Here is a 26,657-nt window from a genome sequence, read left to right as displayed (position 1 = left end):
TTTCACAGAACCATGTCCGCCGTGCGACGGCAACCCGCGACGCGGTCTATATTGGGCAGATCATTGGTGTCTATCCATCGGCGTGCGGCTTCCCGCTCCCGGCCATGACGCTCCCATCGCTCGACGAGCCGGCGTTCGAGTTCGGCCCGTGGGACATGGAGATAAACTGTAAAGTCGAACATGGCGTCGAGCGTGTTCCACGGCTCCTCATCGAGCAGAAGGTAGTTCCCCTCGACAAGCAGGAATCGAACATCGCTGTCTACGATGGCGGCGGCTGCGCGCGAAAGCTCCATCGAGCGGTCGAAAATCGGGATTGCCACCTGCGGTTCGCGGTTGCGCAGGCGCTGTAGTAGAGTTCTGAAACCCGCAAAGTCGAAGGTTTCAGGCGCTCCCTTGCGGTGAGACAGATCGCGTGTCCGCAACACTATATCGTCATAGTGAAACCCGTCCATGGGTACGACGGCAGCACTTTGCCCGCGCGTTTCAAGTCCGGTGGCGAGGCGCTCCGAAAAGGTGGACTTGCCGGCGGCAGGCGGTCCCGCAATGGCGATCATGAAACGCGGCACATTCGCCGCGCGTGCAAGGATCTCTTCGGCCAAGCGCACGTCCATGCCGTCAGGACGCCTCAGGACGCCAGCCATGTGGGGTAATCGGAAACGAGCAGCCGGTAGGGCTCCTCGTCCTCCTCGATGGTGGAGAACCGGTCGATCGGCTCGGCGAAGATGTTGTCCGTCAGGTCGTCGTTGACGGTGGAGACCTCGCCGATCAGCACGTCGGTTCCCTCGCCCCAGAACTCGTGCCAGATGCCGGGCATGAGGGTGACGCTCTCGCCTGGCGAAAGCCTGAGGATGCCGCCCGCGTCGAAGCGGCGGGGGACACCGTCCGTCGGCACGGAAACGGGCGCCTCGTAATCGATGCTGCCGTCGGGCGCGGACGCGTAGAGCTTGATGCAGAGGCTTCCGCCGCCACGATTGATGATGTCCTCGGCCTTCACTGCATGCCGATGCATGGGCGATATCTGGTCGCGGCGGGAGATCATGATCTTCTCGGCGTAGAGCATGCCGCGGCCTTCCTTCAACGCTGCCGCGTCGCCATTGCGGACCGTGAAGAGAAAGAGTCCTTTGTTGGCGAAGTCGCCCACACCGTAATCCGTGATGTCCCAGCCGAGCCGCGCGACGACGATGCCATCGATCTCCTCCCGGCGGGCCTTCATTTCGGCCGGCGACCAGTCGGCGAAAGGCGGCAGCACATAGCCGAACGAACGGATGAAGCCCGCGCCCTCGCGCAGGATATCGTTGACCTTCGACCTTTTCATCGCAAGCTCCTCCTTGTGGAAACGCAGCCCACGCGCGTGGTACACGATGCGGCGCGTGGAGAGAAGCCCGTACCGGCGAATCAGAACGCCTTGAAGGTGAGCGTCGTCAACGAGCGAACGATCCCAGGCACATCGGCGATGTTCTCGTTGACGAACTTGCCGATATCCACGCCATCCTCGATATAGACCTTCATCAGAAGATCGTATTCGCCGCTTGTGGAATAGAGTTCGGATGCGATTTCCCGTTTGTAGAGCTCGTCGGCGACCTCATATGTCTTGCCGGGCTGGCAGCGCAACTGAACGAAGACGGGTCTCATGGTTTCCTTCCCGGAGTTTGGGTTTCTCTGCAAAGAGGGTTGAGCCAACGCGGGAGCCTGTCAACAGGTTTGGCTGCCGCCTCCGGCGGTGTTAAGGAGCCGGCCCGGACTTTGCAACAAAGGCCGATTTGAAGCATAGTCATGCCATGAACGAAGCAGCGCCGAACAAGGCGAAATACGAGGAGGAGCTGCGCCGTGCCGGCGTCAGAATCACACGGCCGCGGCAGGTGATATTGCGCATCCTCTCGCAGACGGAAGATCATCCGGATGCGATGGAGATCTTCAATCGCGCCTCCGAGGTCGATCCCAGCATCTCTCTCTCCACCGTCTACCGCACAATGAAGCTGCTTGAGGAATTGGGGACGATTCATCGTCATGCCTTCGAGGGGGGGCGCGCGCGGTTCGAACAGGCGAGCAGCGAGCACCATGACCATCTGATCGATATCGACACCGGCGACGTGATCGAGTTTCATTCCACTAAGATCGAGGCGCTGCAGGACGAGATCGCCCGCTCGCTCGGCTACGACATTGTTCACCACAGGTTGGAACTATATGGCAGGAAGCGGCGCCGCCGCTGAGACGGTGCCATAGTGACGAGGAACTGCGCGCGCCCGCGCGCATGAAGGTGGGTCTTCATTCATGAAAAAAGCAGATATCGGCCTGATCGGCCTTGGAACGATGGGGGCCAATCTCGCCCTTAACATTGCAGAGAAGGGCTTTCGCATCGCCGTGTTCAACCGCACGACGGCGCGCACGCATGAATTCGCGGAGGAGGCAGGCCCGCTCGCCGACAACATCATGCCTTGCGAAAGCCTCGAGGCGCTGGTGGGAGCGATCGAGCCACCGCGGCCGATCATCCTGATGGTGCCGGCCGGCTCCGCCGTGGACGAACAGATTACAGCCCTCGATCCGCTGCTTGCGCGCGACGACATCATCATCGATGCCGGCAACGCCAATTTCCGCGATACGCGCCGGCGCATGGCGGCGCTTGCCACGACGGGCCCGCATTTCATCGGCATGGGGGTGTCGGGTGGCGAAGAGGGCGCGCGACATGGTCCGTCCATCATGGTCGGCGGCCCAGAAGACTCCTATCGGCGCATCGAGAAGGTTCTCGATGCGATTGCTGCGCGCTATCAGGGTCAGGCCTGCCAGGCGTGGCTCGGGCCGGATGGTGCGGGCCATTTCGTGAAGACCATCCACAATGGCATCGAATATGCCGACATGCAGATGATCGCCGAGATTTACGGCATCCTGCGCGACGGGCATGGGCTTGCCGCCCGCGAGATCTCCCCGATCTTCGCCCGCTGGAACGAGGGCAGGCTCAACTCCTACCTGATCGAGATCACCGCAAGGGTGCTGGAGGCGGTCGACCCGGAAACGGGAAATCCGATCGTGGATATGATTCTGGACCGCGCCGGACAGAAAGGCACGGGCCGCTGGTCGGCGATCGAGGCGCAGTCGCTGGGCATCCCGGCCACCGCCATCGAGGCGGCAGTGGCCGCCCGCAGCCTGTCGGCGATGAAGAACGAGCGCGAAGCGGCGCAGAAGCGCTTCGGCGTGCCGGCGCCTTCCGCCGGCGCACCGAGCGAGGAGAAGCTCGCGAGCCTTGAGGCGGCGCTCTTCGCAGGCAAGATCGTGGCCTATGCGCAGGGCTTCTCGGTCATGGCAACTGCTTCGCGCGAGTTCGGCTGGAACCTGCCGCTCGGCACGGTCGCACGTATCTGGCGGGCGGGCTGCATCATCCGTTCGCAATTCCTGGGCGAGATCGCCGAAGCCTTCGACGGTGCGCCGGAGACGGAGAATCTGCTCGCGACGCCGGCCTTCTCGGCGTTCATCGAGGAAGCCCACCCCCACCTACGACAAGTGGTTGCGCAGAGCGCGGAATCCGAGCTGCCCGTGCCCTCGCTCTCGGCGGCGCTTGCCCATTTCGACACCTTCCGCCGTGCGCGCGGAACCGCCAATCTCATCCAGGCGCAGCGCGATTTCTTCGGTGCGCACGGGTTCGAAAGAGTGGACCGCGATGGCAGCCATCACGGCGCTTGGCATGGGTCCTGACCTGCAGGCAAAAAAGTGCCGCCGTGGTGGAGGGGAACCACGGCGGCCTTATATTATGGGCGGCAGCCCGGAGAGGGGGATAGGCTGCCGCTTTTTTGTCCGGTTCGGCGGGGGACGAGCCTTTGCCGGACTTCGGCGGAATATTGCCGATGCCCTTTATGTTGTTCGCCAAAATGGCTATTCAAGGGCCGCAAGATTACACATTGTTAATATTTCGCGAGCGTCTGCCAGGATTTGGCGGTAGATGCGGCGGTCTCACGCCTTTGTGATGGACAGAGAGAATAGCCCGCGCTACCCGTTTGCCCATGAAAAAAGGCGACCATCTCTTCCTTGTCGACGGCTCGGGCTATATCTTCCGGGCCTATCATGCCCTTCCCCCACTCACTAGGAAGTCCGATGGACTGCCGGTCGGTGCGGTGTCGGGCTTCTGCAATATGTTATGGAAGCTTTTGCGTGATGCCCGGGACACGGAGGTGGGCGTGACGCCCACCCATTTCGCGGTCATCTTCGATTACTCCTCTAAGACCTTTCGCAACGAGCTCTATCCCGAATACAAGGCCAACCGCACGGAACCGCCGGAGGATCTCATTCCTCAATTCGGATTGATTCGCGAGGCCACCCGCGCCTTTGACCTGCCCTGCATCGAGATGGAAGGCTATGAAGCCGACGACCTGATCGCCACCTACGCACGTCTGGCTTGCGAGGCGAACGGCGATACGACGATCATCTCCTCGGATAAGGATCTGATGCAACTCGTCGGCCCCACGGTCTCCATGTACGACCCCATGAAAGACCGGGAGATCAAGGTTCCCGAAGTGATCGACAAATGGGGCGTGCCGCCGGAAAAGATGATCGACCTCCAGGCGCTGACCGGCGACACGATCGACAATGTGCCGGGCGTGCCGGGCATAGGGCCGAAAACGGCCGCCCAGCTTCTCGAAGAATATGGCGATCTCGACTCGCTGCTTGCGCGCGCCCATGAGATCAAGCAGCAGAAGCGCCGTGAGAACCTGATCGCGCATGCCGAAAATGCCCGGATCTCGCGCGAACTCGTGCGGTTGAAGAATGACGTGGCGGTGGATCTTGGGCTGGACGCGCTGGCGCTGAACCCGCCGGACGGGCCGAAGCTGATCGGCTTCCTGAAGGCGATGGAGTTCTCCTCGCTCACCCGCCGGGTGGCTGAGGCCACGGGCGCGGATGCTTCGGCGATCGAGCCGGCCTATGTGGACGTGCAGAAGGGCGCCACGGCCCATGGGCCGGACCTCACCGTGCCGGCATCCGGCACTGATGAACCGGGCGCGGAAGGCGAAGTCGCGCCCGATCGCGAGGATGGCTTGGCGACGCCGGAAAAGCTCGCGCGCAAGCTGGCCGAGGCCGCATCGCACGAGGCTTTCGACCATTCGAAATATGTCTGCATCCGTGACATCGAAACGCTGAACCACTGGGTTGCGGAGTCCCGGGAAGCGGGCATTCTCGCATTCGATACCGAGACCAGCTCATTAGACCCCATGCAGGCCGAGCTTTGCGGCATCGCGCTCGCCACCGCGCCTGGCCGCGCGGCCTATGTGCCGTTTTCGCACAAGAACGGTTCCGAGGACCTTCTTGGTGGCGGCATGGTCGACGGGCAGATCGGGATCGAAGCGGCGCTCGCCGTGCTTCGGCCGCTGCTTCAGGATCCCTCGGTGCTGAAGATCGGCCAGAATTTGAAATATGACTGGCTGCTGCTCTATCGGCACGGGATCGAGATCGCACCGTACGATGACACGATGCTGATCTCCTATGTGCTGGAAGCGGGCACGCAGGCGCATGGCATGGATGCCCTCGCCGAGCGCTGGCTTGGCCACACGCCGGTTTCCTATAAGGAAGTAACGGGATCGGGGCGCTCTAAGGTGACCTTCGATATGGTCGATCTGGAACGGGCGACCGTCTATGCAAGTGAGGACGCCGACGTCACACTGCGCCTCTGGAAGGTCCTGAAGCCGCAACTCGTAGCCAAGGGGCTGGTCTCCGTCTATGAGAGGCTGGAGCGGCCGATGATCTCGGTCATCTGCCGCATGGAGCATCGCGGCATCACCGTCGACCGGCAGATCCTCTCCCGTATGTCCGGCGACTTTGCGCAGACTGCAGCGTCCATGGAGGAGGAGATCTATGCGCTTGCGGGGGGCCGCTTCACCATCGGCTCGCCCAAGCAGCTTGGTGACATTCTGTTCGGCCGCATGGGCCTGCCGGGCGGGGCCAAGACCAAGTCCGGCCAATGGTCCACCTCCGCCCAGGTGCTGGAGGAACTGGCGGCGGCCGGCCACGAATTGCCGCGCAGGATCGTCGACTGGCGGCAGGTCACCAAGCTGAAATCCACCTACACGGACGCGCTGCCGGGTTACGTGCATCCGGATACCGGGCGGGTGCACACGTCTTATTCGCTCGCCTCAACGACAACGGGGCGGCTCTCCTCATCCGAGCCCAACCTGCAGAACATTCCCGTTCGCACGCCGGAGGGGCGGAAGATCCGCACCGCTTTCATCGCCGCACCCGGGCACAAGCTGATCTCCGCCGACTACAGCCAGATCGAGCTACGCGTACTTGCACATGTGGCCGACATCCCGGAGCTGAAGAAGGCTTTCGCCGAAGGCGTAGACATTCATGCCCTGACGGCTTCCGAGATGTTCGGCGTGCCCGTGGATGGCATGCCGGCGGAAGTACGCCGGCGCGCCAAGGCCATCAATTTCGGCATCATCTATGGCATATCGGCCTTCGGCCTCGCCAACCAGCTCGGCATCCCGCGCGAGGAGGCCGGTGCCTATATCAAGCGCTATTTCGAACGCTTCCCCGGAATCCGTGACTATATGGAACGTACCAAGGCGTTCTGCCGCGAGAAGGGATATGTCGAAACCATATTCGGGCGCCGCGCACATTATCCGGAGATACGCTCGTCAAACCCCTCCGTCCGCGCGTTCAACGAGCGCGCTTCCATCAATGCGCCGATACAAGGATCTGCCGCGGATGTCATCCGCCGTGCCATGATGCGCATGGATTCCGCGCTCGGGGATTCCGGCCTCGGCGACGTGCAGATGCTCCTTCAGGTTCATGATGAGCTGGTGTTCGAGGCGCCTGAGGATGCGGTGGAGCGCGCAATCCCGGTCATTCGCACGGTGATGGAGGGCGCCGCCTGGCCCGCCCGCTCGCTTTCCGTCCCGTTGAAAGTGGATGCCCGCGCCGCCGACAATTGGGAAGAGGCGCACTGAGCTTGATCTGGAGGCGAACGCCTCCTCTATGCCTTCCGCGGCAGCACGCGGTCAGGCGGGCGGTGGCCGTCGAAGAAGGTGCGGATATTGATGATCACCTTCTCGCCCATGTCGATCCGGCCCTCAATGGTGGCCGAGCCCATGTGGGGGAGGATCACCACCTTGCCGATCTCGGTGAGCTTGACCAGCTTCCTGTTGACGGCAGGCTCATGCGCGAAGACGTCGAGTCCCGCGCCCGCGAGCCTGCCTTCCTCGATCATGCGGATCAGCGCGTCCTCGTCGACGATGTCGCCACGCGCCGTGTTGACGATATAGGCCGAGGGCTGCATGAGCGCGAGCCGCCGCGCCGAAAGCAGATGGAAGGTTGCCGGCGTCGACGGGCAGTTCACCGAGATGATGTCCATCCGGGCCAGCATCTGGTCCAGACTGTCCCAATAGGTGGCTTCAAGCTCGTCCTCGATCATCGGTGCCACGCGATGGCGGTTGTGGTAGTGGATCGAGAGACCGAAAGCCTTCGCGCGACGCGCGACGGCCGTGCCGATCCGTCCCATGCCGACAATGCCGAGCCGCTTGCCCCAGATGCGCCGGCCGAGCATCCAGGTGGGCGACCAGCCGGCCCATTTGCCATCCTGCTTCAGGATCTCTGCGCCTTCCACCAGCCGCCGGGGCACGGCGAGCATCAACGCCATGGTCATGTCGGCCGTGTCTTCGTTGAGCACGTTGGGCGTGTTGGTGACGGTGACGCCCCGCTCGGCCGCGACCGTCACATCGATGTGCTCGACGCCGTTGCCGTAATTGGCGATCAGCTTCAGATTCTCGCCCGCTTGGGCGAGAAGGGCCGAATCTATGCGGTCTGTGATGGTGGGGACAAGCACGTCCGCCTCCTTCACCGCCGCCACCAATTCGGGCTGCGTCAATGGACGGTCGTCAATGTTGAGCCGCGCGTCGAAGAGCTCCCGCATGCGCGTTTCGACCTGGTCCGGCAGTTTTCGGGTGATGACGACGTGAGGTTTTTTACGCCCGGCCATTCTGTCTTCCTGCCTCCCCGCGTTGAGGCCCCGTTAACCAAGACCGAGCGATACTGCAAGGTGCCGCCCTGCTTCGATGCCTCAGCCCGATGTCTAACAAGCAGGCGCAAGGAAGACAAAGAAAAAGACCGAAATGCGCTGCATGGGTCCCGAGTGAAGGTGATGGAGTCGAGAGCTGGTCGCTCCCCTCTGGAAAGCTCGGGACGAGGGGTAAAGATGCCACTATTCACGAAAAGCCGAGGCTTGCTGGCCCTTTCGATCATTGCCGTGCTTGCGGCCGCAATGCCCGCCTATGCTCAAGATCAGGAGAGGGCGGCTGCCGAGGCCCTGAAGCGGGGGCCGAGCGGATTGCCGCTACCACGTTTCGTCAGCCTCAAATCCGGCCGAGTGAACATGCGTGTGGGGCCGGGAACGCAATACGCCGTGGCTTGGCTCTACCTGAAGCCCGGCCTGCCGGTCGAGATCATCCAGGAATACGATAATTGGCGGCGCGTGCGCGATGCCGATGGTGCCGAAGGCTGGATTAACCAGGCGTTGCTTTCAGGCCGGCGGACGGCGGTCGTGGCGCCCTGGTTCAAGGGAAAGGAGAGAGCCGCCCTGCCTCTCATGACGGAACCGAAGGAAGACTCGGCCGTGATTGCCGAAGTGGAGCCCGGCGTGGTAGGCGAAGTGGCCGCGTGTAACGGCACCTGGTGCCGCATGAATTTCGCTGGCCATGAGGGCTGGATCAGCCAGGAAGCCATCTGGGGCGTTTATCCCGGTGAAACGGTGCAAGAATAGCATATCAGCTTCCAGCATGCCCCCCAATGCCGGCGTCATTGGTGAGCTAGCCTGTATCGAAGAGACATTCGACGGCTCGTTGCCGAAGCGATCTATCTGCAGGACAGGTGATTCGATGAAATTCGAACGGATACCGAGCGTTCTATTTTAGAAAAATACGATAAATTCAACAATCCTTCGCCTGGATATCTTCATTGAACGTCCAGAGAGGTGGTTTCCTGCTCTCCGCGATACATTTTGTTTTGCAGTTGCAGGGCTTGCGCTAAGAAAGCATACCTGCCCAAAAGGGGGCAGGGTAGGAGAGGGAAAAATGCAGCTCAGTGCACCGACCACCGTGGTCTTTCTCATTGCTCTGGTTCTGGCCGTCGTTTCGTTGTTGCCGGTGATCGGCATCACGCTTGGCGGAATCGGCGCCTACAGCTACTGGATTCTTTTCGTGGGATTCGTAGTGCTGGCACTCGGCAATCTGATGAAGGGCCTGTAAGGCGTGATGGCGAGGAGCCGGTCGAGTAAGCGACCGGCTCTTCTCAGAAAGCCTGATCAGCGCTACCGGTTGACCTTCGGGCGCAGCCGCACGAGGATGTCGACATGGGCGATCTCCATGTTGTCGGGCGGCGCGGGCAGGTTGGAGACGGTTACCGGACCTTCGGGGATGTCCACCAGCCGGTTTTCCCCCTCGAGGAAGAAGTGGTGATGGTCGGAAGTGTTGGTGTCGAAATAGGTTTTCGACCCCTCGACCGGAAGAATCCGCAGCATGCCCGCTTCGGTGAACTGGTGCAGCGTATTGTAGACGGTGGCAAGCGAGACGCGCACGCCCGCGCTCAACGCCTCCTCGTGCAGTTCTTCCGCCGAAACGTGGCGGTCACCTGCCGCGAAGAGCAGTTCCGCCAATGCCACGCGCTGGCGCGTCGGGCGCAGCCCGGCCGCGCGCACACGGCATTCCAGCACGAAAGGTTGAATCTCGGCACTTGCAGCGGTCAAGGAAACCTTTCCTGTCGCTCGCGGTTCGAAAAGGGCGGCATAAACCGCACACACTGCCTCACATATATTCCGGCGGGTTCCTCCGATCAATAGCAGCGAAACGTTCGCGAGGACCCTTTAACGCAGACCGGGATAATCGTTGCGGGCTGTTTCCCACGGGAAACAAGCTGTGATAGGGAGAGTCCCCGAAAATGCGGTGCCGCATCGCGGCGGCGCGGTCATGGTGAGAAGCGGGCCGGGAGACCTCCGGCCGCGAACGAGAACGGGAATACATGGCGCAGACGAAATCCAGCTACGATTACGAAGAACTTCTGGCCTGCGCCCGTGGCGAGCTCTTCGGCCCAGGCAATGCGCAGCTTCCGGCACCCCCGATGCTGATGTTCGACCGCATCACGCAGGTGAGCGAGGAGGGAGGCGCGTTCGGAAAGGGGCTCATCCGCGCCGAGCTCGACATCAAGCCCGATCTTTGGTTCTTCCCCTGCCATTTCATAGGCGATCCGGTAATGCCCGGTTGCCTCGGCCTCGATGCGCTCTGGCAGATGACCGGCTTTTTCCTTGGCTGGCTCGGTGAACTGGGCAAGGGTCGTGCCATTTCCACCGGTGAAGTGAAGTTCAGCGGCATGGTCACACCGAGCGTCAAGAAAGTCGAGTATGGTGTCGATCTGAAGCGCGTCATGCGCGGCCGTCTTGTGCTGGGCATCGGCGATGGCTGGTTGAAGGCCGACGGGGAAACCATATACAGGGCCACCGACCTGCGTGTCGGCCTCTTCAAGCACGAAGCCTAGGCCGGTCGCATACCGAAACACCGCCCTCTAAGCCCCAGGGAGAGCAATATGAGACGCGTCGTAGTCACCGGCCTCGGCATTGTATCCTCGATCGGCAACAATGCCGAGGAAGTGACGTCTTCGCTGAGAGAGGCGAAGTCGGGTATCAGCTTTTCGCCGGAATTCGCCGAGCACGGCTTCCGCTGTCAGGTCTGGGGTGCGCCGACGCTCGACCCCACGGATCTCGTCGACCGCCGCGCCCTGCGCTTTCTCTCTAAAGGCGGTGCCTGGAACCACGTGGCGATGGAGCAGGCGATCGCCGATGCTGGCCTCCAGGAGCAGGACATCACCAACGAGCGCACCGGCATCATCATGGGGTCGGGCGGGCCGTCCACGCGCGTGATCGTGGAAGCCGCCGACACCACGCGGGAGAAGGGCAGTCCCAAGCGCATCGGCCCCTTCGCAGTGCCGAAGGCGATGTCGTCCACCGCGTCGGCCACGCTCGCGACCTGGTTCAAGATCCACGGCGTGAATTACACGATCACGTCCGCCTGCTCGACCTCGGCACATTGTATCGGCAATGCAGCGGAGTTGATCCAGTGGGGCAAGCAGGACATGGTCTTCGCCGGCGGGCACGAGGATCTCGACTGGACCATGTCGAACCTGTTCGATGCCATGGGCGCCATGTCATCCAAGTTCAACGAGTCGCCGGCCGTGGCCTCGCGCGCTTATGACGTGCGGCGGGACGGTTTTGTGATCGCTGGCGGTGCGGGTGTTCTGGTGCTGGAGGAACTCGAGCACGCGAAGGCCCGCGGCGCCAAGATCTATGGCGAGCTCGTGGGGTATGGCGCTACGTCCGATGGCTACGATATGGTGGCGCCCTCCGGCGAGGGCGCCACGCGGTGCATGCGGCAGGCTCTCTCCACCGTGAAGGGGAAGGTCGACTATATCAACACTCACGGCACGGCCACCGAGGTGGGGGACTCGCGCGAGGTCAGCGCAATCCGCGAGGTGTTCGGCAAGGAAATACCCCATATCGCTTCCACCAAATCGCTGACCGGTCACTCGCTAGGTGCCGCGGGCGTGCAGGAATCGATCTATTCCCTCCTGATGATGCAAGGGGACTTCATAGGCGAAAGCGCCCATATCGAGGAACTGGATCCTGAATTCGAGGGTGTGCCGATCGTGCGGAAACGCATCGATGGGGCGAAGATAGATACAGTGCTGTCGAATTCCTTTGGTTTCGGCGGCACAAACGCGACGCTTGTCTTCCAGCGTTATGCAGATTGAGGAACGCTCCATGGAATCTCTGATGAAAGGCAAGCGCGGTATCGTGATGGGCGTGGCGAACGACCATTCGATCGCCTGGGGGATCGCAAAACGCCTTGCCGGGCAGGGGGCGGAGCTCGCCTTCACCTATCAGGGCGATTCCTTCGGGCGCCGCGTGAAGCCGCTCGCGGACCAGGTGGGCGCCAAGCTGCTCCTGCCCTGCGATGTGGAGGACAGCGCCTCTATCGACAGCGTCTTCGAGACCCTTGCCGGCGAGTGGGACTCGCTCGATTTCCTCGTTCACGCCATAGGCTTTTCCGATCGCAACGAGCTCAAGGGCCTTTACGCGAATACCACGAAGGAGAACTTCATACGTACCATGGTGATCTCCTGCTACTCCTTCACCGAAGTTGCGCGCAAGGCGGCGGCGATGATGGAGAAGGGCGGCAGCCTGCTCACGCTGACCTATGCCGGCTCGATGCGCGTGATGCCCAATTACAATGTGATGGGGGTGGCCAAGGCGGGGCTGGAGGCCAGTGTCCGCTATCTCGCCAACGACTACGGCCCACGTGGCGTCCGCGTGAACGCGATTTCAGCAGGTCCCGTGCGTACGCTGGCGGGCGCCGGCATTTCGGATGCGCGTCATATGTTCACTTACCAGAGCCGCAACTCGCCGCTGCGGCGCACCGTCACCATCGATGAGATTGGCGGTTCGGCGCTCTATCTCCTATCGGACCTTTCCTCGGGTGTGACCGGTGAAATTCATTATGTGGACTCGGGTTACAACATCGTCTCCATGCCCGTTCTGGACGAGCTGAAACGTTCGGGTGAGGCGGCGGAGAGGATGGAGGCGGCGAAATAGAAACGGGCTCTATTTCGTCCCGCACAGCACCTTGTAGGTCTCGTCGCGGCAAATCTCGCCGTGCTGTGTGAACAGCCGCTGCATCTCTTCTTCATAGGGCAGGCCGCGATTGGCGACGAGAAACAGCCGCCCTCCGGGCTTGAGCGCCGCCGCCGCCTCGATCATGCCTCGACCCATATCCGGCTCCGCGGCCCGGCTGCGGTGGAACGGCGGATTCATGACGATCACGTCGTAGCGGTGCGCAACCGACTCCCCGAGGAGATCGTGCCAGAAGAAGCGGCAGTTCGCGCCCGGTGCATGGGAAGCGAGATTCCGTCTCGCCATCTCGAGCGATGGGAAATGCGCTTCGTAGAGATCGAGTGACGAGACGGGAAAGCATTCGGCCACGCGGAGCGACAGGTACCCCCAACCGGCGGCGAAGTCCGCTATGTCCCCTGAAATGTCCGGCGGCAGGCTGTCGGCCAGCAGCCGAGAGCCCGCGTCGACCGCTCCCTCGGAAAAGCCGCCGGCCGCAGTCTGATATCCGTCCACCGTTGCCTCTGCCGGAGCCGTGAGGATTGCGAGGGTGCCCTCTTCGAGGGCCGGAGGGCGGCGAAGCCAGAAGACAACGCCGTGGTATTTGGATAGGTGACCTTCGAGCGGCAAGGACTCGGCGATCCGGTTGCGGAAACTCGACGCACCGTCCTGTTTTGCACCGGCGGCAAGGATGAGTCCGGCAGGGCGGACTCGCTCGAGAGCTGCGGCCAGCCGCACCTCGTTTTCCCGGCGATGACGACCGAGGAGCAGCAACGCCGCGTCGTAGGCCTCGCCTTCCACCTGCGGCGTGACAGAGTAGCCGGCCCTCTGCAGCGCCAGGAAATCCGGGCGAAAATCCTGGACCATATGGAGCGTAGCGGTGAAACCCTCAGGCGGGGGAAAGCCCGCGGAACCGCCGAAGAAAAGCGCCCGCTCGCCGTTGCCCGGCAACTCAAGGATGCCGCGCTCGAAGGGGAAGAGGAGTGTGGGTAAAGCCTCGTTCATAGATCGATCTTGAGGGTCGGTTGGCGGAGCCACCGGTTAACGGAGACAGGCTGGAAAGCAAAACGGGCGCGGCAATTGCCGCGCCCGTTGCAAACATCAGGTCGAAGAACTCAGTTCTCGACCTCTTCGGTCTCTTCCTTCTTTTCGCGCGCGATTTCCTTGCCGGTCGTCTGGTCGACAACCTTCATGGAGAGGCGGACCTTGCCGCGCTCGTCGAAGCCCATAAGCTTGACGAAGACCTTGTCGCCTTCCTTGACGACATCCGTAGTCTTCTGCACGCGTTCCGGCGCGAGCTGGGAGATGTGGACTAAGCCATCGCGCGGCCCGAAGAAGTTCACGAAGGCGCCGAAATCGGCGGTCTTGACGACCGTGCCCTCGTAGATCTCGCCCACCTCGGGCTCTGCCGTGATGGAATGGATCCACTTGCGGGCCGCCTCGATCTCCTTCGCACTCGAGGAGGCGATCTTCACCGTGCCATCATCATCGATGTTGATCTTCGCGCCGGTCTTTTCCACGATCTCGCGGATCACCTTGCCGCCGGTGCCGATCACGTCGCGGATCTTGTCGGTCGGGATCTGCATCACCTCGATGCGGGGGGCGAACTCGCCGAGCTCTGAGCGTCCTTCGGAGATGGCCTGGGCCATTTCATCCAGAATATGGAGACGACCGCCCTTAGCCTGGTCAAGGGCGACCTTCATGATCTCTTCGGTGATGCCGGTGATCTTGATGTCCATCTGGAGTGAGGTGATGCCATCGGCCGTGCCGGCGACCTTGAAGTCCATGTCGCCGAGATGATCCTCGTCGCCGAGGATATCGGACAGCACGGCAAATCGGTCATCTTCCTTGATGAGGCCCATCGCGATGCCGGCCACCGGCTTGGCGAGCGGCACGCCCGCGTCCATCAGCGCCAGCGAAGTGCCACAGACGGTGGCCATGGACGAGGAGCCGTTCGATTCGGTGATCTCGGAGACCACACGGATTGTGTAGGGGAACTGGTCCGGCGTGGGCAGCAGGGGATGAACCGCTCGCCAGGCGAGCTTGCCATGGCCGATCTCGCGTCTTCCGGGAGAGCCCATACGGCCTGTCTCGCCCACCGAATAGGGCGGGAAATTGTAGTGCAGCATGAACGCTTCTTTATAGGTGCCGGTAAGCGAGTCGATATACTGCTCGTCCTCACCGGTGCCCAGCGTGGCAACCACCATCGCCTGCGTCTCGCCGCGGGTAAACAGGGCCGAGCCATGCGTGCGCGGAAAAACGCCCACTTCCGCCGCGATCGGGCGGACGGTCTTCAGGTCGCGACCGTCGATGCGGCTGCCGGTGTCGAGGATGTTCCAACGCACGATCTTGGCCTGAAGCGCCTTGAACACCGTGGCGACCTGTTCGGGCGCCCACTTGTACTCTTCCGCACCCTCGGGAAGGAACGTCTCCTTCACCTTGGCCTTTGCGGCGTCCACCGCACCATAGCGCTCTTGCTTGTTGGTGATCTTGTAAGCCTCGCGCAGGTCGCTCTCGACCACCTTCAGCATCTCGGCCTCAAGCGCGGAAAGATCCTCGGGAAGGAACGCACGCGGCTCCTTCGCGGCGACTTCCGCGAGCTTGATGATCGCGTCGATGACGGGCTGGAAGTTCTTGTGCCCGAACATCACGGCGCCAAGCATGACGTCCTCCGGAAGCTGCTGGGCTTCCGATTCGACCATCAGGACCGCGTCCTGGGTGCCGGCGACAACGAGGTCGAGCTTCGTCTCCTCCATCTCGTCGACATGCGGATTGAGCACGTACTCGCCGCCGATATAGCCCACGCGCGCCGCACCGATCGGGCCCATGAATGGCACGCCGGAAAGGGTGAGCGCGGCGGAGGCGGCGACCATGGCTACCACGTCCGGATCGTTCTCCAGGTCATGCTGAAGTACCGTGAGGACCACCTGCGTGTCGTTTTTGTAGCCGTCGACGAAAAGCGGGCGGATGGGCCGGTCGATGAGGCGGGAGACCAGCGTCTCCTTCTCGCTCGGGCGGCCTTCACGCTTGAAATAGCCGCCCGGGATCTTGCCAGCGGCGAACGTCTTTTCCTGGTAGTTGACGGTGAGCGGGAAGAAGTCGAGGCCCGGCTTCGGCTCCTTCGCGGAGACGACCGTGGCGAGCACGACCGTCTCTCCATAGGTGGCAAGGACGGCGCCGTCGGCCTGACGAGCGATCTTGCCCGTCTCGAGGATGAGCGGACGCCCACCCCATTCGATTTCCACTTTGTGTTGCTTGAACATGTCTTGTCCTTGATTCTCGAAGGGCCGGACGCGTTCATGCATCCGCCTTCATCCTTCTTCCTTGTTCAGGACGAGCCACGGGCAAGACAACGGGAAGCTTGGGTCTGCAGCCGCTTGAAACGGCCCGCAAGCATCCTGCAATCCTGCCCCATGACCTGTCCGTCGGCGGCGACCAGGACGTCGTGTCCGGGAAGCCATGGCACCCGTGTTCCGGCGGGTGCCGGCATGCTGGAGGCGGATCCTGCGGAGAGGACCCGCCAGCCAGAACTAGCGACGTAGCCCGAGCCTTTCGATCAACGTCTGGTAGCGGCTTTCGTCCTTCCGCTTGACGTAGTCGAGCAGACGGCGGCGCTGCGAGACGAGCTTGAGCAGACCCCGACGGGAATGGTTGTCCTTGTGGTGGTCTTTGAAATGCTCGGTCAGGTTCTTGATACGCTCGGTCAGGAGCGCCACCTGGACCTCAGGCGAACCGGTGTCGCCCTTGACAGTGGCAAATTCCTCCAGAAGCTCCTGCTTGCGCTCGGCAGTAATCGACATCGAACATCCTTTCTCTCGGTATAGAGGAGTTGGTCGCCCACAGCCGGGATGTCGTCCAGCAAGGGCCGGTCACATGGCGTCAAACACGCTATGATGCGGCGCATATAGGGCATAATGCGGTAAATTGCCAGCCAAAAGGCAATCACCCCTGAGCGGCGGTATGTATGCGTTCCGGCACGAGCCGCTTTAGCGGGATGCGGAAGATGCATTCAAGCCCGTCCCGGTGGAAGGTTCTCGAAATTTCCGCGTCAAGCGTCCCACCCAGCATGCGTTCGATGATCTCAGTGCCGAAGCCGCGCCTCACCGGGCGGCGCCGCAGAAGCGTGAGATGTTCACGCCAGTTGAGCACCAGCAGGTCCCCCTCGACCGCCCAGCTGACGGAGAGCCGTCCGGTTCGCGTGGCGAAGGCGCCATATTTGGCTGCATTGGTCGCGAGTTCGTGGATGGCAAGCCCGATCGTCTGCGCGGCCTGGTTCGACAGACGAAAGGGAGGCCCGGAAACCCCCAGCCGCTTCAAATCTTCCGGACGGAAGGGTTCGATCTGCGCCATGAGCAGCTCGCGAAGTTCAACGCCGGTGGCGCCGCCGGCGATCAGCAGGTCGGTCGAGCGTGCCAGGCCATAGAGACGCTTCTGGAAGGAATCCAGGAAGGCAGGCAGCGATCGCGAGCTGCGTGCCGTCTGCTTGGCCATCGAGGAGACGACGGTGAGCTGATTCTTGGCGCGGTGTGCCACCTCGCGCATGAGCAGCCGAATATCGTTCTCCGCGGTCTTTCGATCTGCTGCCGCTTCCGATAGTGCGGAAGAGACGGTGGTCACCTCCGCAATCGGGTAGCGCATGGCGTCTACCGTCTGTCCAGCGCCGAGTCTTCTTGCGTCATAGGCGAGACGGCGCACGGGCCCCGCGATCTGCCTGCCGAGCAGCCATGCGGCTAGCGTGCCGATCGTTATGGTGATCAGGCTTCCAGCGAAGAGGGAGCGCAGGGCGCGTCGCGTCGGCTCCTCCACCGTGGCGGTCGGGGCCCAAACGACCACTTTCCAGCCGCTATAGGCCGACTCGTCCACGATCGCCACATAGGATTGGGAATCAACGCTTTCCGAAAGGCGGGCCACCTGTGACGACGTGCCGGCGCCGATATTGAGGAAGAACGGCTTCCCCACCGTGGAAGACATGAAGGAGGATGAGATCACGGTACCGTCGCGATCAATGAGGGAGGCATTCCAGCCGCCGCGCAGCATCTGTTCCGAAAGCGCATCTGACATGCTTTCAGCATCCCGCGTGAGGACCAGAAGGAGAGGCGGCTGATCCTCGGGCAGAAAGGGCAGAATCACGTTGAAGACCCACTTCTGCGATACCTGGCCGAGGAAGACTCCGGAGATGACAGCCGTACGCGCCTCGAGTGCTTGTCTGGCGGAGGCTGGATCACTGGTCGGGCCGAGCGGTGTGCCGTATGGCACACGCGTGTTCATCAGCTGCCGCATACTCTCATCCAGCACGATGAGATAGGAGCCGGTGCCGGCAAGCGCCATCTTCGCCCGCTCGTAGAAATCTTGCAGATTGCCTACCGAGAGCGAACGTGTGGTGGACAGTACACGCAGCGTCGTCACCATTCCGCTCAATTCGCGATCCACAGCCTCTGCGATGGAGCCAGCCATGGCTTCGGCAAGCGTCTCGACCACCTCGCGTTGCGCCGCGTCGTTGCGCTGAAGCAGGACGGCCGAAATCGCCAGCGCCGGCACAATGGTGACGAGGATGAGCAGAAAAAGATAGAAGCCGATCGATTTCGGGCCGGTCAGCCACTTGCGCAAGCTCCGTCCGTAACCATCCTTCTCGTCAGGGCTATTAGCGCCGATCTCCAAGTCGCCTACCTTGCCAGTCCAACCCGCATTCTCGTTTCAATGCGGAACTCAGGCAAGTGTTGCAACAGAAGCCGGGAAGGTCGTCAATGCTCAGGCGCCGAATACCCGCTTCGGCTTGAACATGCCGGCTTCCACCATGCCGATCGCGATAAGCCGTCCGCGTGCACTGGCCCAAGCCTCCGGCGCTTCGACGGGCGCATCGCGTCCCCGGACGATCACCGGATTGCCGAGCCGGATGCGGCTTGCCGCATCGTCGCTGAGGGCCACCTCGGGCAGACCGTCGAGGGCCATTTCCGTGCCGAGAAGGAACGCATCGAGAGCCTTGAAGCGTTCGGCCTCGTCAGCCGCCTCCGCGGCGGCATCTTCCAGGGTCTTGAGGGGGACCAGCTGTGCGGGCCCGAATGGATAGACCTCCGTGCGGCGGAGGTCGGCCACATGCCCGTAACAGCCCAGATCGCGCCCCAGGTCGCGCGCCAGCGAACGCACATAGGTGCCCTTGCCGCATTCAACCTCGAACACGGCCCTGCCGCTCTCGGGAATGGAGACGAGGTCGAGGCGCCCGATTTCCACTTCGCGAGCGGCGATCTCAACGACTTCGCCCTCGCGCGCCAGATCATAGGCGCGCTCGCCGCCGATCTTGACGGCCGAAAACTGCGGTGGCATCTGCATGATCAGGCCAGTATAGCGCGGCAGCAGCGCCCTTATGTCCCCTTCGGACGGTGCTTTGCCGGACGATTTCGTGACTGGGCCTTCCAGATCGTCGGTTGAGCGCTCCTCCCCCCAGGCAACGGTGAAGCGGTAGATCTTCGCTCCTTCCATGACATAGGGCACGGTCTTGGTGGCCTCGCCGAGCGCAATCGGCAGCATGCCGGAGGCGAGCGGGTCGAGCGTGCCGGCATGGCCGGCCTTCTGGGCACCAAAAAGCCACTTCACCTTGGATACGGCCTCCGTGGAGCCGAGGCCCGCTGGCTTGTCCAGCACCAGCCAGCCGGAGACGGGCCGGCCCTTCTTCTTTCCGCGACGCGCCATCAGTACACTCTGTCGTCCATATGGTTCGGGGGCGGTGACGCCCTGCTCATTCTTCATTGTCCTCGTCATGCCCGAGGTCGCGCGCCACTTCGGGCGAACGCAGAATACGATCGATCTTCTCGAAGTTCTCGTAGCTGGTGTCGAGGCGGAAGCGGAACTCCGGCATGTACTTCATCTGCCGCAGGGCCGGGCTCACCCGACCGCGGATGTAGCGTGCGTTGCGGTTGAGCGCCTCGACAATCGCATCCTTGTCGCCGCTGAGGGGAGAAATGTAAGCCGTAGCGATCTTGAGGTCCGGTGACATGCGAACCTCGGAGACCGAGACGACGGCACCTTCGAGCGCGGGATCGCGCAAGTCCTCACGCTGGAGAACGTCCGAAAGCGCGTGTCGTGCCTGCTCGCCTACGCGGAGCTGGCGTTGGGAGGGAGCGGAACTGGGCATGGCGATTCGATCGTCAAAAGCTTCCGGCGGGTGCCTGGACGGCATCCGCCCTGGATTCTAGCTGGCGCCCGTTACCCGGGCGGAGTGCGCGAGGGACCGGCGGCCAGAAGCCGCCGGCATCCTTTAAAGTGTGCGCGTCACATGCTCGACGCGGAAGGCCTCGATGATATCGCCGACGCGGATGTCCTCGTAGTTCTCGAAGGCCATACCGCATTCCTGACCGGCAGGGACTTCCGAGACCTCGTCCTTGAAGCGCTTCAGCGTCTTCAGCTTGCCCTCGTGGATCACGACATTGTCGCGGATGAGGCGCACGCCGGCGCCGCGTTCGACCTTGCCTTCCGTGACACGGCAGCCGGCGACCTTGCCGACCTTGGTGATGTTGAAGACCTCGAGAATCTCGGCATTGCCGAGGAAGGTCTCTCGCCGTTCGGGCGAAAGCAGGCCAGACATCGCTGCTTTGATGTCATCCACGAGGTCGTAGATGATGTTGTAGTAGCGGATCTCGATACCAGCCTGTTCGGCGGCATCGCGCGCCTGCTTGTTGGCACGCACGTTGAAGCCGATGATCGCCGCTTCCGAGGTTTCTGCCAGGGATACGTCGCTTTCGGTGATGGCACCGGCGCCCGAATGGACGATGCGTGCCCGCACCTCGTCCGTACCAAGCTTCTCGAGAGCGCTGATGATCGCCTCGATCGAGCCCTGCACGTCGCCCTTGATGATGAGCGGGAACTCCTGGAGACCGCTCGCCTGCAATTGCGACATCATCTGCTCCAACGAGCCGCGCTGGCCGGCCTGCCGGGCCACAGCCTTTTCGCGCGCCAGGCGCTGACGGTATTCGGAGATCTCGCGCGCCCGGCCTTCCGAATCGACGACTGCGATGCGGTCACCAGCCTGCGGCGTGCCTTGAAGGCCCAGGATCTCGACCGGCGTCGAAGGCGGAGCCTCCTTCACCTGCTCGCCGCGCTCATTGACCAGCGCGCGGACGCGACCCCACTCGTTGCCGGCGACGACGATGTCGCCAGGGCGCAGCGTGCCTGCCTGCACCAGGACCGTGGCCACGGAACCGCGGCCGCGGTCGAGCTTGGCCTCGATGACCACGCCTTCCGCCGTGCGGTCGGGATTGGCCTTTAGCTCAAGGACTTCCGCCTGCAGCAGGATGGCCTCGAGAAGCTTGTCGAGGTTGGTCTGCTTGATAGCCGACACCTCGACATCGAGCACGTCGCCGCCCATGGATTCCACGAACACCTCGTGCTGCAGGAGTTCCGTGCGCACCTTCTGTGCGTCGGCGTCCGGCTTGTCGATCTTGTTGATCGCCACGATGATCGGCACACCCGCCGCCTTGGCATGATTGATGGATTCAATCGTCTGCGGCATCACGCTGTCGTCGGCTGCCACCACCAGCACGGCGATGTCGGTGGCCTGTGCGCCACGGGCGCGCATGGCCGTGAAGGCGGCGTGGCCGGGCGTGTCGATGAAGGTGATCGTCTGGCCGGCCTGCTCCACCTGATAAGCGCCGATGTGCTGGGTGATGCCGCCGGCCTCGCCCGACACGACATTGGCCTTGCGGATCGCATCGAGCAGAGACGTCTTGCCGTGGTCGACGTGGCCCATGATGGTGACCACCGGCGGACGCGACACCATGTCCTCCGGCTTGTCTTCGATGTTGAACAGGCCTTCCTCGACGTCGGATTCCGCCACGCGCTTCACCGTGTGGCCGAACTCGACCGCCACCAGCTCGGCCGTGTCGGCGTCGATCACGTCGCCGGGCTTCATGATCTGGCCTTGCTTCATGAAGTATTTGACCACGTCCACGGCGCGCTCGGCCATACGGCCGGCGAGTTCCTGGATGGTGATGGTCTCGGGAAGCACCACTTCGCGGGCGATCTTCTCGCGCGGCTCCTGTTGCAAAGTGCGCTTGAACTTCTCTTGTCGGCGACGCATCGAGGAGAGCGAGCGCGCACGCGTCTCCTCGTCCGAAAGGGCGGAGTTGAGGGTCAGCTTGCCGCGACGGCGCTCTTCCTCGCTGCGAGGCTTCGCAGGCCGTGCCGGCGCTTCCGGCTTGGGCGCGCCGCGCTTGGCGGTGCCGCTACGGCTGCTGCGCTCTTCTTCCTCGTCGTCCTTGGCCGGCTTTGCGGTGACGGGAGCTTCAGGCGACGGCGCTCGCCGGCGGGCTTCCTCCTCCGCACGCTTGCGTGCCTCGGCTTCGGCCTTCAGCCGGGATTCCTCCTCCGCCTGGCGGCGCGCAGATTCTTCGCGCTCGCGGAGGCGACGCTCTTCCTCTTCTGCACGCCGCGCGGCGTCCTCCGCGGCACGCTTGCGCTCCTCCGCTTCACGCACCTTGGAATCCTGCAGCGCGCGGCGGCGCGCCTCCATTTCATCCGCGGAGAGCTCGTTCAGCACCACGCTCGGGCGCTGCTGCGTCGGCTGGGGGCGCGGCGTTTCCCGCTGCTGCGGCGCCGGCGCAGCCGTCACCGGAGCAGCCGGCTTCGGCTGCGGCGGTGCAACCGGTTCGGCGCGCTCGTCGGGCCGCGAGAATTTCCGCTTCTTGGTTTCGACAACGACCGCCTTCGTGCGCCCATGCGAAAAGTTCTGGCGCACAGTGCCCTGTTCCACGCCCGGGCGTTTCAGCGTCAGCGTCTTCTTCGGGTTGACGCTCAGCGTCTTGTCGTCACCGGTTTTCGTATCAGTCATTCCATATCCTCTGCGGCATCTGCCGCACTCGACACTTTCCAGTCCGGGGCAATGCCTCGATATAGGGCGAGCGCTTCGATGCGCCTCAGCGCTGCCTCACCCGGCCCCCGGTCGAGCACGGCAGCATGTATCACATTTGTTGCCCCCAATGCCAAACCCAATTCCGCTTCCGAAAAGAGTTTGTATGCCGGCACCACGGGGCCGCCGACATGGACAATCGATTTTCGCGCGTTCGCGATCTTGCGGACGCCGTCCTCGGAAGCCTCTCTGGCATGAAGCACGGCCATAACCTTGCCGCTTCGAACGCCAGCTTCCACCTTCGCCGCTCCCAATGCCACGGCTCCGGCCTTGCGCGCAAGGCCAAGAGCGCCGAGTGCGCCGCTCGCAAGCAAAGATTCGACCATTTCGGCCAGTTCCGGAGGCACCTTAACCGGCGCCTTCAGGGAGCGGGCGAAGAGATTCTTCGCTGCTGCCTTCTCGACCAAGGCTTTCTCAGCGCCGACCCAGCAGCCTCGTCCCGGCAACTTCCGCTTCAGGTCGGGAACGACCATTCCGTCGGGGTCCGCGACGAACCGGATCAACTGATCCGGCTGTCGTGTCTCGCGCGTCACGATACATGTGCGGTCGTTCATCGCGTTTCACAAGACCCTTGGACAAGGAAGGCGGCATTTGCTTAAAGTTCCGGGCTTTCCGCCGGCTGGTTTTCTTCAGCTTCGACGTCCTCGCCCTCGGCCTGGAGATCCGCCTCGCTGATCCAGCCCATCTTCAGGCGGGCGGCGACGACCATTTGCTCTGCCTCGGCACGGGAGACATCGAGATCGGAGAAGACGCCCGGGAAGAACTTGTTTTCCCCATCTTTGCGCTCCTTCCAGCCGACGAGATCGTCCACTGCATAGCCGGCAAAATCGTCTATGGTCTTCACGCCATCTTCGCCGAGCTTGACCATCATCGCCGTCGTCATGCCGGGGATCTCGCGCAGTTCGTCAGAAACGCCGAACTCCCTGCGTTTGGCGTCCTGCTCGGCTTCGATCCGCTCGAGATACTCACGGGCACGGGCCTGGATTTCGCCTGCAGTCTCCTCGTCGAAGCCATCAATCGAGGCGATCTCGCCAGACTCCACGTAGGCGAGCTCTTCCACGCTGGTGAAACCTTCGGACGCAAGCACCTGGCCGACCATCTCGTCAACGTTGAGCGCCTCCATGAAGAGTGTCGAACGCTCGACAAATTCCTTCTGGCGGCGCTGCGATTCCTCTTCCTCGGTCAGGATATCGATGTCCCAGCCGGTGAGCTGCGAGGCAAGACGCACATTCTGTCCGCGCCGGCCGATTGCGAGCGAAAGCTGGTCGTCCGGCACCACCACCTCGATGCGCTCGGCGTCCTCGTCCAACACCACCTTGGAGACCTCCGCCGGCTGCAACGCATTGACGATGAAGCTCGCCGCATTCTCGTTCCACGGAATAATATCGATCTTCTCTCCCTGCAGCTCCGCTACGACCGCCTGCACGCGGCTGCCACGCATTCCCACGCAGGCGCCGACGGGGTCTATTGAAGAATCGTGACTGATCACCGCGATCTTGGCGCGGCTGCCGGGATCGCGGGCCACCGACTTGATCTCGATGATGCCGTCATAGATCTCCGGCACTTCCATGGTGAACAGCTTCGCCATGAACTGCGGATGCGTGCGCGAGAGGAAGATCTGCGGCCCCCGCTGCTCGCGCCGCACGTCGTAGACATAGGCACGCACGCGGTCGCCATATTTGAAGACCTCGCGCGGGATGAGCTCATCGCGGCGGATGATGCCCTCGCCTCGGCCGAGATCGACGATCACATTGCCATATTCGACGCGCTTGACCGTGCCGTTGACGATCTCGCTGACCCGGTCCTTGTACTCTTCGTACTGCCGGTCACGCTCGGCCTCCCGAACCTTCTGAACGATGACCTGCTTGGCCGACTGGGCGGCGATGCGCCCGAAATCCATGGGCGGAAGCTGCTCGGCGATGAAGTCGCCCACCTGCGCATCGGGATTGCGTGCCCGCGCGTAGGAGAGCGGAACCTGCCGCGCCGGTTCTTCCACATCCTCGACCACTTCCATAAGCCGCTGCAGCTTCATCTCACCCGTCTGCGGGTTGATGTCGGCGCGAATGTTGGTCTCCTGGCCATAGCGCGAGCGAGCGGCCTTCTGGATGGCATCGGCCATCGCCGCGATGACGATCGACTTGTCGATCGACTTCTCACGGGCCACCGCATCAGCGATCTGCAAGAGCTCCAGCCTGTTTGCACTGACTGCCATTGTTCATTCTCCTCGAAGCTGCGGACAAGGTGTTGTGTCCCGTCCGCGAGATCTCTCATTCTTCTTTGTTCTCGGCATCGTCGCCCTCTGCAGGCGCCTTTTCGCCGCGGCGGCGCGCCTTCTTGCGCTGCCGCCTTTCTTCCTTGTCCGCCTTCAATGCGTCGCGGATCAAGGCGTCCGTCAGCACAAGCTTTGCCTCGCCGATGGCGTCGAGCGGAATTTCGGTCAGCGGCTCCTCTTCTTCGCTGGCCCTATCACGCTCAATGCTAAGGATTTCGTCGGTGCAGGCGACGATCTGGCCGCGGAAACGCTTGCGCCCACCGACCATCACCGTGGTTTCGATCTTCGCCAGATGGCCCACGGCGGCCTTGAAATCGCCAAGCCGCACCAGAGGGCGATCAATTCCCGGCGAGGAGATCTCGAGCTGATAGGCGCTGTCGACCGGGTCCTCGACATCGAGCACCGGCGAGACCGCAAGGCTTACTTCCTCGCAATTCTCGACGGTCATGGTCCCGTCGGGCCGCTCGGCCATAATCTGCAGTGTCAGTCCATCCTGGGCTGAAAGCCGCACACGCACAAGCCGGTAGCCAAGCGCATCGAGCACCGGCGCAACGATGCCCGCCACCCGGGCCTCGGTTCCGGTCTCACGAATGATGCGGTCGTCCTGCATGCAGCCTTACATACCTCCACACGGGTTATGGTAACAAAAAAGAGCGGGACCGGCCGGACCCACTCTTCGTCATAGTGACCAAGAATTTCCGCTGCATATAGCGGAGACGCTGTCAGGTTTCAAGCGGGTTGGGGCACTGGCGGGATGTTGCAATGCACAATTGCATAGGTGCAATGCACAAACAGCCCTAACTCGAGATTATCGGAACGCTTATCTTCGCTGCGATAGAGAAGAATGGAGAACTTGAGATGCGTGCGCGCAATATCGTCAGCGGGATTGGTGGTTTTTTCGAGATGATGGACAGCGCCGTGCGGGTTTCGACCGCCGTGCGCAACCGGGTGCAGCCGAGGACCGCCGACCTCATCAAGCTCGGCATCGATCCGGCTGGCTTCCGCGAAATCAAGCTGCGTTAGAAGTTCTTCCCCGGCCAGTCCCCATGCGCGGTTCCCGTTCCGATTGACGGGAGCCGTGCCATATTTTTGTTTGGCTGTGCTTGTGCGACGGCAAGTAGTTCCACTCGCCTGCAAGATGTCCCTTAGACGCGGGCGAAGGTCAGATAGGTCGGGCGTCGGCCTTCGCGGATGGCTTTCGCCTCGTAACGTGTTCCGGGCCAGCCCTTATAGGGTGTGTGCCAATCCTCCGCGCTCCCTGCCACCCAAGCGAAAGCGGGATGAGCACGGCAGGCGAGAAGAGTCCAGTTCACATAGCTTTCAATGTCCGAGGCAAAGCGAAACAGCCCGCCCGGACGCATAACCCGTGCAAACCGGTCGAGATTGGCCTGATTGACGAAGCGTCGCTTCCAGTGGCGCTTTTTCGGCCAGGGATCTGGGTAAAGAAGATCAATCCGCCAGACCGAGGCGCCCGGCAGCCAGTCGAGGAGCTGTGTGGCGTCGTCGTCGTAAAGGCGCAGATTGGGAGGCATATTGCCTTCGAGAGCCGAGGTGAGCTTCGCCATGCCGTTGACGAACGGCTCTACGCCTATGAAGCCGATCTCGGGATGGCGCTGGACCTCGGTGAGGAGGTGCTCTCCGCCGCCAAAGCCGATTTCAAGACGGACTTCCTGAACGCGTTCACGAAAGAGGTCGCCAGAATCGTTCGGAGCCGGCGAATCCAGTTCTATCCGAAGGCGGGGTAGAAGTGTTTCCAGTGCGGCCGATTGCTGAGGGCGCAGACGCTTGCCGCGTCTGCGCCCGAAAAAGGCCTCGGTCGATCGCTCCGGATGGCTTTCGGCCATAGGGTTTGCAATCGT

Annotated in this window: 25 protein-coding genes; 9 read left to right on the top strand and 16 right to left on the bottom strand. The window is 62.5% G+C overall.

What is annotated here, in order from left to right; translation table 11 throughout:
- Nucleotides 1-2 precede the first annotated feature (2 nt).
- The 3 genes from PVE73_RS25190 to PVE73_RS25180 all read right to left on the bottom strand — a co-directional run bounded on the left by PVE73_RS25190 (nt 3) and on the right by PVE73_RS25180 (nt 1,632).
- Nucleotides 3-611 carry a nucleoside triphosphate hydrolase gene (locus tag PVE73_RS25190; protein ID WP_277367576.1) on the bottom strand — a complete coding sequence of 203 codons (609 nt, stop codon included), beginning with the start codon at nt 609-611 and terminating at the stop codon, nt 3-5.
- Nucleotides 612-625: 14 nt separating this feature from the next.
- Complete coding sequence (locus tag PVE73_RS25185; RefSeq protein WP_277364858.1) at nt 626-1,315, bottom strand: D-lyxose/D-mannose family sugar isomerase; 690 nt, start codon at nt 1,313-1,315, stop codon at nt 626-628.
- An 80-nt stretch (nt 1,316-1,395) separates the two neighbouring features.
- Nucleotides 1,396-1,632 carry an Lrp/AsnC ligand binding domain-containing protein gene (locus tag PVE73_RS25180; protein ID WP_277364857.1) on the bottom strand — a complete coding sequence of 79 codons (237 nt, stop codon included), beginning with the start codon at nt 1,630-1,632 and terminating at the stop codon, nt 1,396-1,398.
- Between the two features lie 146 nt (nt 1,633-1,778).
- On the opposite strand from PVE73_RS25180, the gene PVE73_RS25175 reads away from it, so the two are divergent.
- From PVE73_RS25175 to polA, 3 genes are all read left to right on the top strand, one after another.
- Complete coding sequence (locus tag PVE73_RS25175; protein ID WP_277364856.1) at nt 1,779-2,210, top strand: Fur family transcriptional regulator; 432 nt, start codon at nt 1,779-1,781, stop codon at nt 2,208-2,210.
- Between the two features lie 61 nt (nt 2,211-2,271).
- On the top strand, nt 2,272-3,687 hold the full coding sequence (gndA, locus tag PVE73_RS25170) for an NADP-dependent phosphogluconate dehydrogenase (RefSeq protein WP_277364855.1): 1,416 nt from the start codon (nt 2,272-2,274) through the stop codon (nt 3,685-3,687).
- Nucleotides 3,688-3,992: 305 nt separating this feature from the next.
- Nucleotides 3,993-6,929: a DNA polymerase I gene (polA, locus tag PVE73_RS25165; RefSeq protein ID WP_277364854.1), complete on the top strand. Its 2,937-nt coding sequence runs from the start codon at nt 3,993-3,995 to the stop codon at nt 6,927-6,929.
- A gap of 26 nt (nt 6,930-6,955) precedes the next feature.
- Here the strand turns inward: polA and PVE73_RS25160 are convergent, their stop codons facing one another.
- Nucleotides 6,956-7,957, bottom strand: a complete 1,002-nt coding sequence (locus tag PVE73_RS25160) for a D-glycerate dehydrogenase (protein ID WP_277364853.1) — start codon at nt 7,955-7,957, stop codon at nt 6,956-6,958.
- A 282-nt stretch (nt 7,958-8,239) separates the two neighbouring features.
- Here PVE73_RS25160 and PVE73_RS25155 point away from each other — a divergent pair, with 282 nt between their 5' ends.
- Together PVE73_RS25155 and PVE73_RS25150 are read left to right on the top strand one after the other, a co-directional pair.
- Entirely contained in the window at nt 8,240-8,737 is a 498-nt protein-coding gene (locus PVE73_RS25155) for an SH3 domain-containing protein (RefSeq protein ID WP_277367575.1), read from the top strand.
- Between the two features lie 310 nt (nt 8,738-9,047).
- On the top strand, nt 9,048-9,221 hold the full coding sequence (locus PVE73_RS25150; protein WP_277364852.1) for a hypothetical protein: 174 nt from the start codon (nt 9,048-9,050) through the stop codon (nt 9,219-9,221).
- A gap of 62 nt (nt 9,222-9,283) precedes the next feature.
- Here PVE73_RS25150 and irrA read toward each other — a convergent pair whose 3' ends face one another.
- A complete protein-coding gene (irrA, locus tag PVE73_RS25145) occupies nt 9,284-9,718 on the bottom strand; it encodes an iron response transcriptional regulator IrrA (RefSeq protein WP_277364851.1) in 435 nt (144 codons plus the stop codon).
- 272 nt (nt 9,719-9,990) lie between these two features.
- On the opposite strand from irrA, the gene fabA reads away from it, so the two are divergent.
- The 3 genes from fabA to fabI are packed head-to-tail and all read left to right on the top strand — an operon-like array spanning nt 9,991 to nt 12,613.
- The gene (gene fabA, locus PVE73_RS25140; RefSeq protein ID WP_277364850.1) at nt 9,991-10,503 is read left to right on the top strand and encodes a 3-hydroxyacyl-[acyl-carrier-protein] dehydratase FabA; all 513 of its coding nucleotides are present in this window, start codon (nt 9,991-9,993) and stop codon (nt 10,501-10,503) included.
- A gap of 48 nt (nt 10,504-10,551) precedes the next feature.
- The gene (gene fabB, locus PVE73_RS25135) at nt 10,552-11,772 is read left to right on the top strand and encodes a beta-ketoacyl-ACP synthase I (protein WP_277364849.1); all 1,221 of its coding nucleotides are present in this window, start codon (nt 10,552-10,554) and stop codon (nt 11,770-11,772) included.
- Between the two features lie 10 nt (nt 11,773-11,782).
- The gene (fabI, locus tag PVE73_RS25130; protein ID WP_277364848.1) at nt 11,783-12,613 is read left to right on the top strand and encodes an enoyl-ACP reductase FabI; all 831 of its coding nucleotides are present in this window, start codon (nt 11,783-11,785) and stop codon (nt 12,611-12,613) included.
- A 9-nt stretch (nt 12,614-12,622) separates the two neighbouring features.
- On the opposite strand, the gene PVE73_RS25125 is transcribed toward fabI, so the two are convergent.
- The 10 genes from PVE73_RS25125 to rimP all read right to left on the bottom strand — a co-directional run bounded on the left by PVE73_RS25125 (nt 12,623) and on the right by rimP (nt 25,408).
- A complete protein-coding gene (locus tag PVE73_RS25125) occupies nt 12,623-13,633 on the bottom strand; it encodes a class I SAM-dependent methyltransferase (RefSeq protein ID WP_277364847.1) in 1,011 nt (336 codons plus the stop codon).
- Between the two features lie 110 nt (nt 13,634-13,743).
- A complete protein-coding gene (pnp, locus tag PVE73_RS25120) occupies nt 13,744-15,891 on the bottom strand; it encodes a polyribonucleotide nucleotidyltransferase (RefSeq protein ID WP_277364846.1) in 2,148 nt (715 codons plus the stop codon).
- Nucleotides 15,892-16,158: 267 nt separating this feature from the next.
- On the bottom strand, nt 16,159-16,428 hold the full coding sequence (rpsO, locus tag PVE73_RS25115; protein WP_277364845.1) for a 30S ribosomal protein S15: 270 nt from the start codon (nt 16,426-16,428) through the stop codon (nt 16,159-16,161).
- A gap of 142 nt (nt 16,429-16,570) precedes the next feature.
- Nucleotides 16,571-18,286, bottom strand: coding sequence for an HWE histidine kinase domain-containing protein (locus PVE73_RS25110; protein WP_277364844.1), 1,716 nt, complete (start codon nt 18,284-18,286; stop codon nt 16,571-16,573).
- 90 nt (nt 18,287-18,376) lie between these two features.
- Nucleotides 18,377-19,315: a tRNA pseudouridine(55) synthase TruB gene (gene truB / locus PVE73_RS25105; protein ID WP_277364843.1), complete on the bottom strand. Its 939-nt coding sequence runs from the start codon at nt 19,313-19,315 to the stop codon at nt 18,377-18,379.
- Nucleotides 19,316-19,361: 46 nt separating this feature from the next.
- Nucleotides 19,362-19,757, bottom strand: coding sequence for a 30S ribosome-binding factor RbfA (rbfA, locus tag PVE73_RS25100; protein WP_277364842.1), 396 nt, complete (start codon nt 19,755-19,757; stop codon nt 19,362-19,364).
- Between the two features lie 123 nt (nt 19,758-19,880).
- Nucleotides 19,881-22,448 carry a translation initiation factor IF-2 gene (gene infB, locus PVE73_RS25095; RefSeq protein ID WP_277364841.1) on the bottom strand — a complete coding sequence of 856 codons (2,568 nt, stop codon included), beginning with the start codon at nt 22,446-22,448 and terminating at the stop codon, nt 19,881-19,883.
- A complete protein-coding gene (locus PVE73_RS25090) occupies nt 22,445-23,080 on the bottom strand; it encodes an RNA-binding protein (protein ID WP_277364840.1) in 636 nt (211 codons plus the stop codon). The genes infB and PVE73_RS25090 overlap by 4 nt, the downstream gene beginning before the upstream one ends.
- Nucleotides 23,081-23,121: 41 nt before the next feature.
- Nucleotides 23,122-24,738 carry a transcription termination factor NusA gene (gene nusA, locus PVE73_RS25085; RefSeq protein ID WP_277364839.1) on the bottom strand — a complete coding sequence of 539 codons (1,617 nt, stop codon included), beginning with the start codon at nt 24,736-24,738 and terminating at the stop codon, nt 23,122-23,124.
- 55 nt (nt 24,739-24,793) lie between these two features.
- Nucleotides 24,794-25,408, bottom strand: coding sequence for a ribosome maturation factor RimP (gene rimP / locus PVE73_RS25080; protein ID WP_277364838.1), 615 nt, complete (start codon nt 25,406-25,408; stop codon nt 24,794-24,796).
- 248 nt (nt 25,409-25,656) lie between these two features.
- On the opposite strand from rimP, the gene PVE73_RS25075 reads away from it, so the two are divergent.
- Nucleotides 25,657-25,821, top strand: a complete 165-nt coding sequence (locus PVE73_RS25075) for a hypothetical protein (protein WP_277364837.1) — start codon at nt 25,657-25,659, stop codon at nt 25,819-25,821.
- A gap of 122 nt (nt 25,822-25,943) precedes the next feature.
- On the opposite strand, the gene PVE73_RS25070 is transcribed toward PVE73_RS25075, so the two are convergent.
- A complete protein-coding gene (locus tag PVE73_RS25070; protein ID WP_277364836.1) occupies nt 25,944-26,642 on the bottom strand; it encodes a tRNA (guanosine(46)-N(7))-methyltransferase TrmB in 699 nt (232 codons plus the stop codon).
- Between the last annotated feature and the right edge of the window lie 15 nt (nt 26,643-26,657).

Origin of the sequence: Chelativorans sp. AA-79 (genome assembly GCF_029457495.1) — a bacterium.
Taxonomy (GTDB): Bacteria; Pseudomonadota; Alphaproteobacteria; order Rhizobiales; family Rhizobiaceae; genus Chelativorans.
The sequence above is the reverse complement of the archived record's forward strand: the minus strand, read 5'-3'. Positions and strand labels throughout refer to the sequence as shown.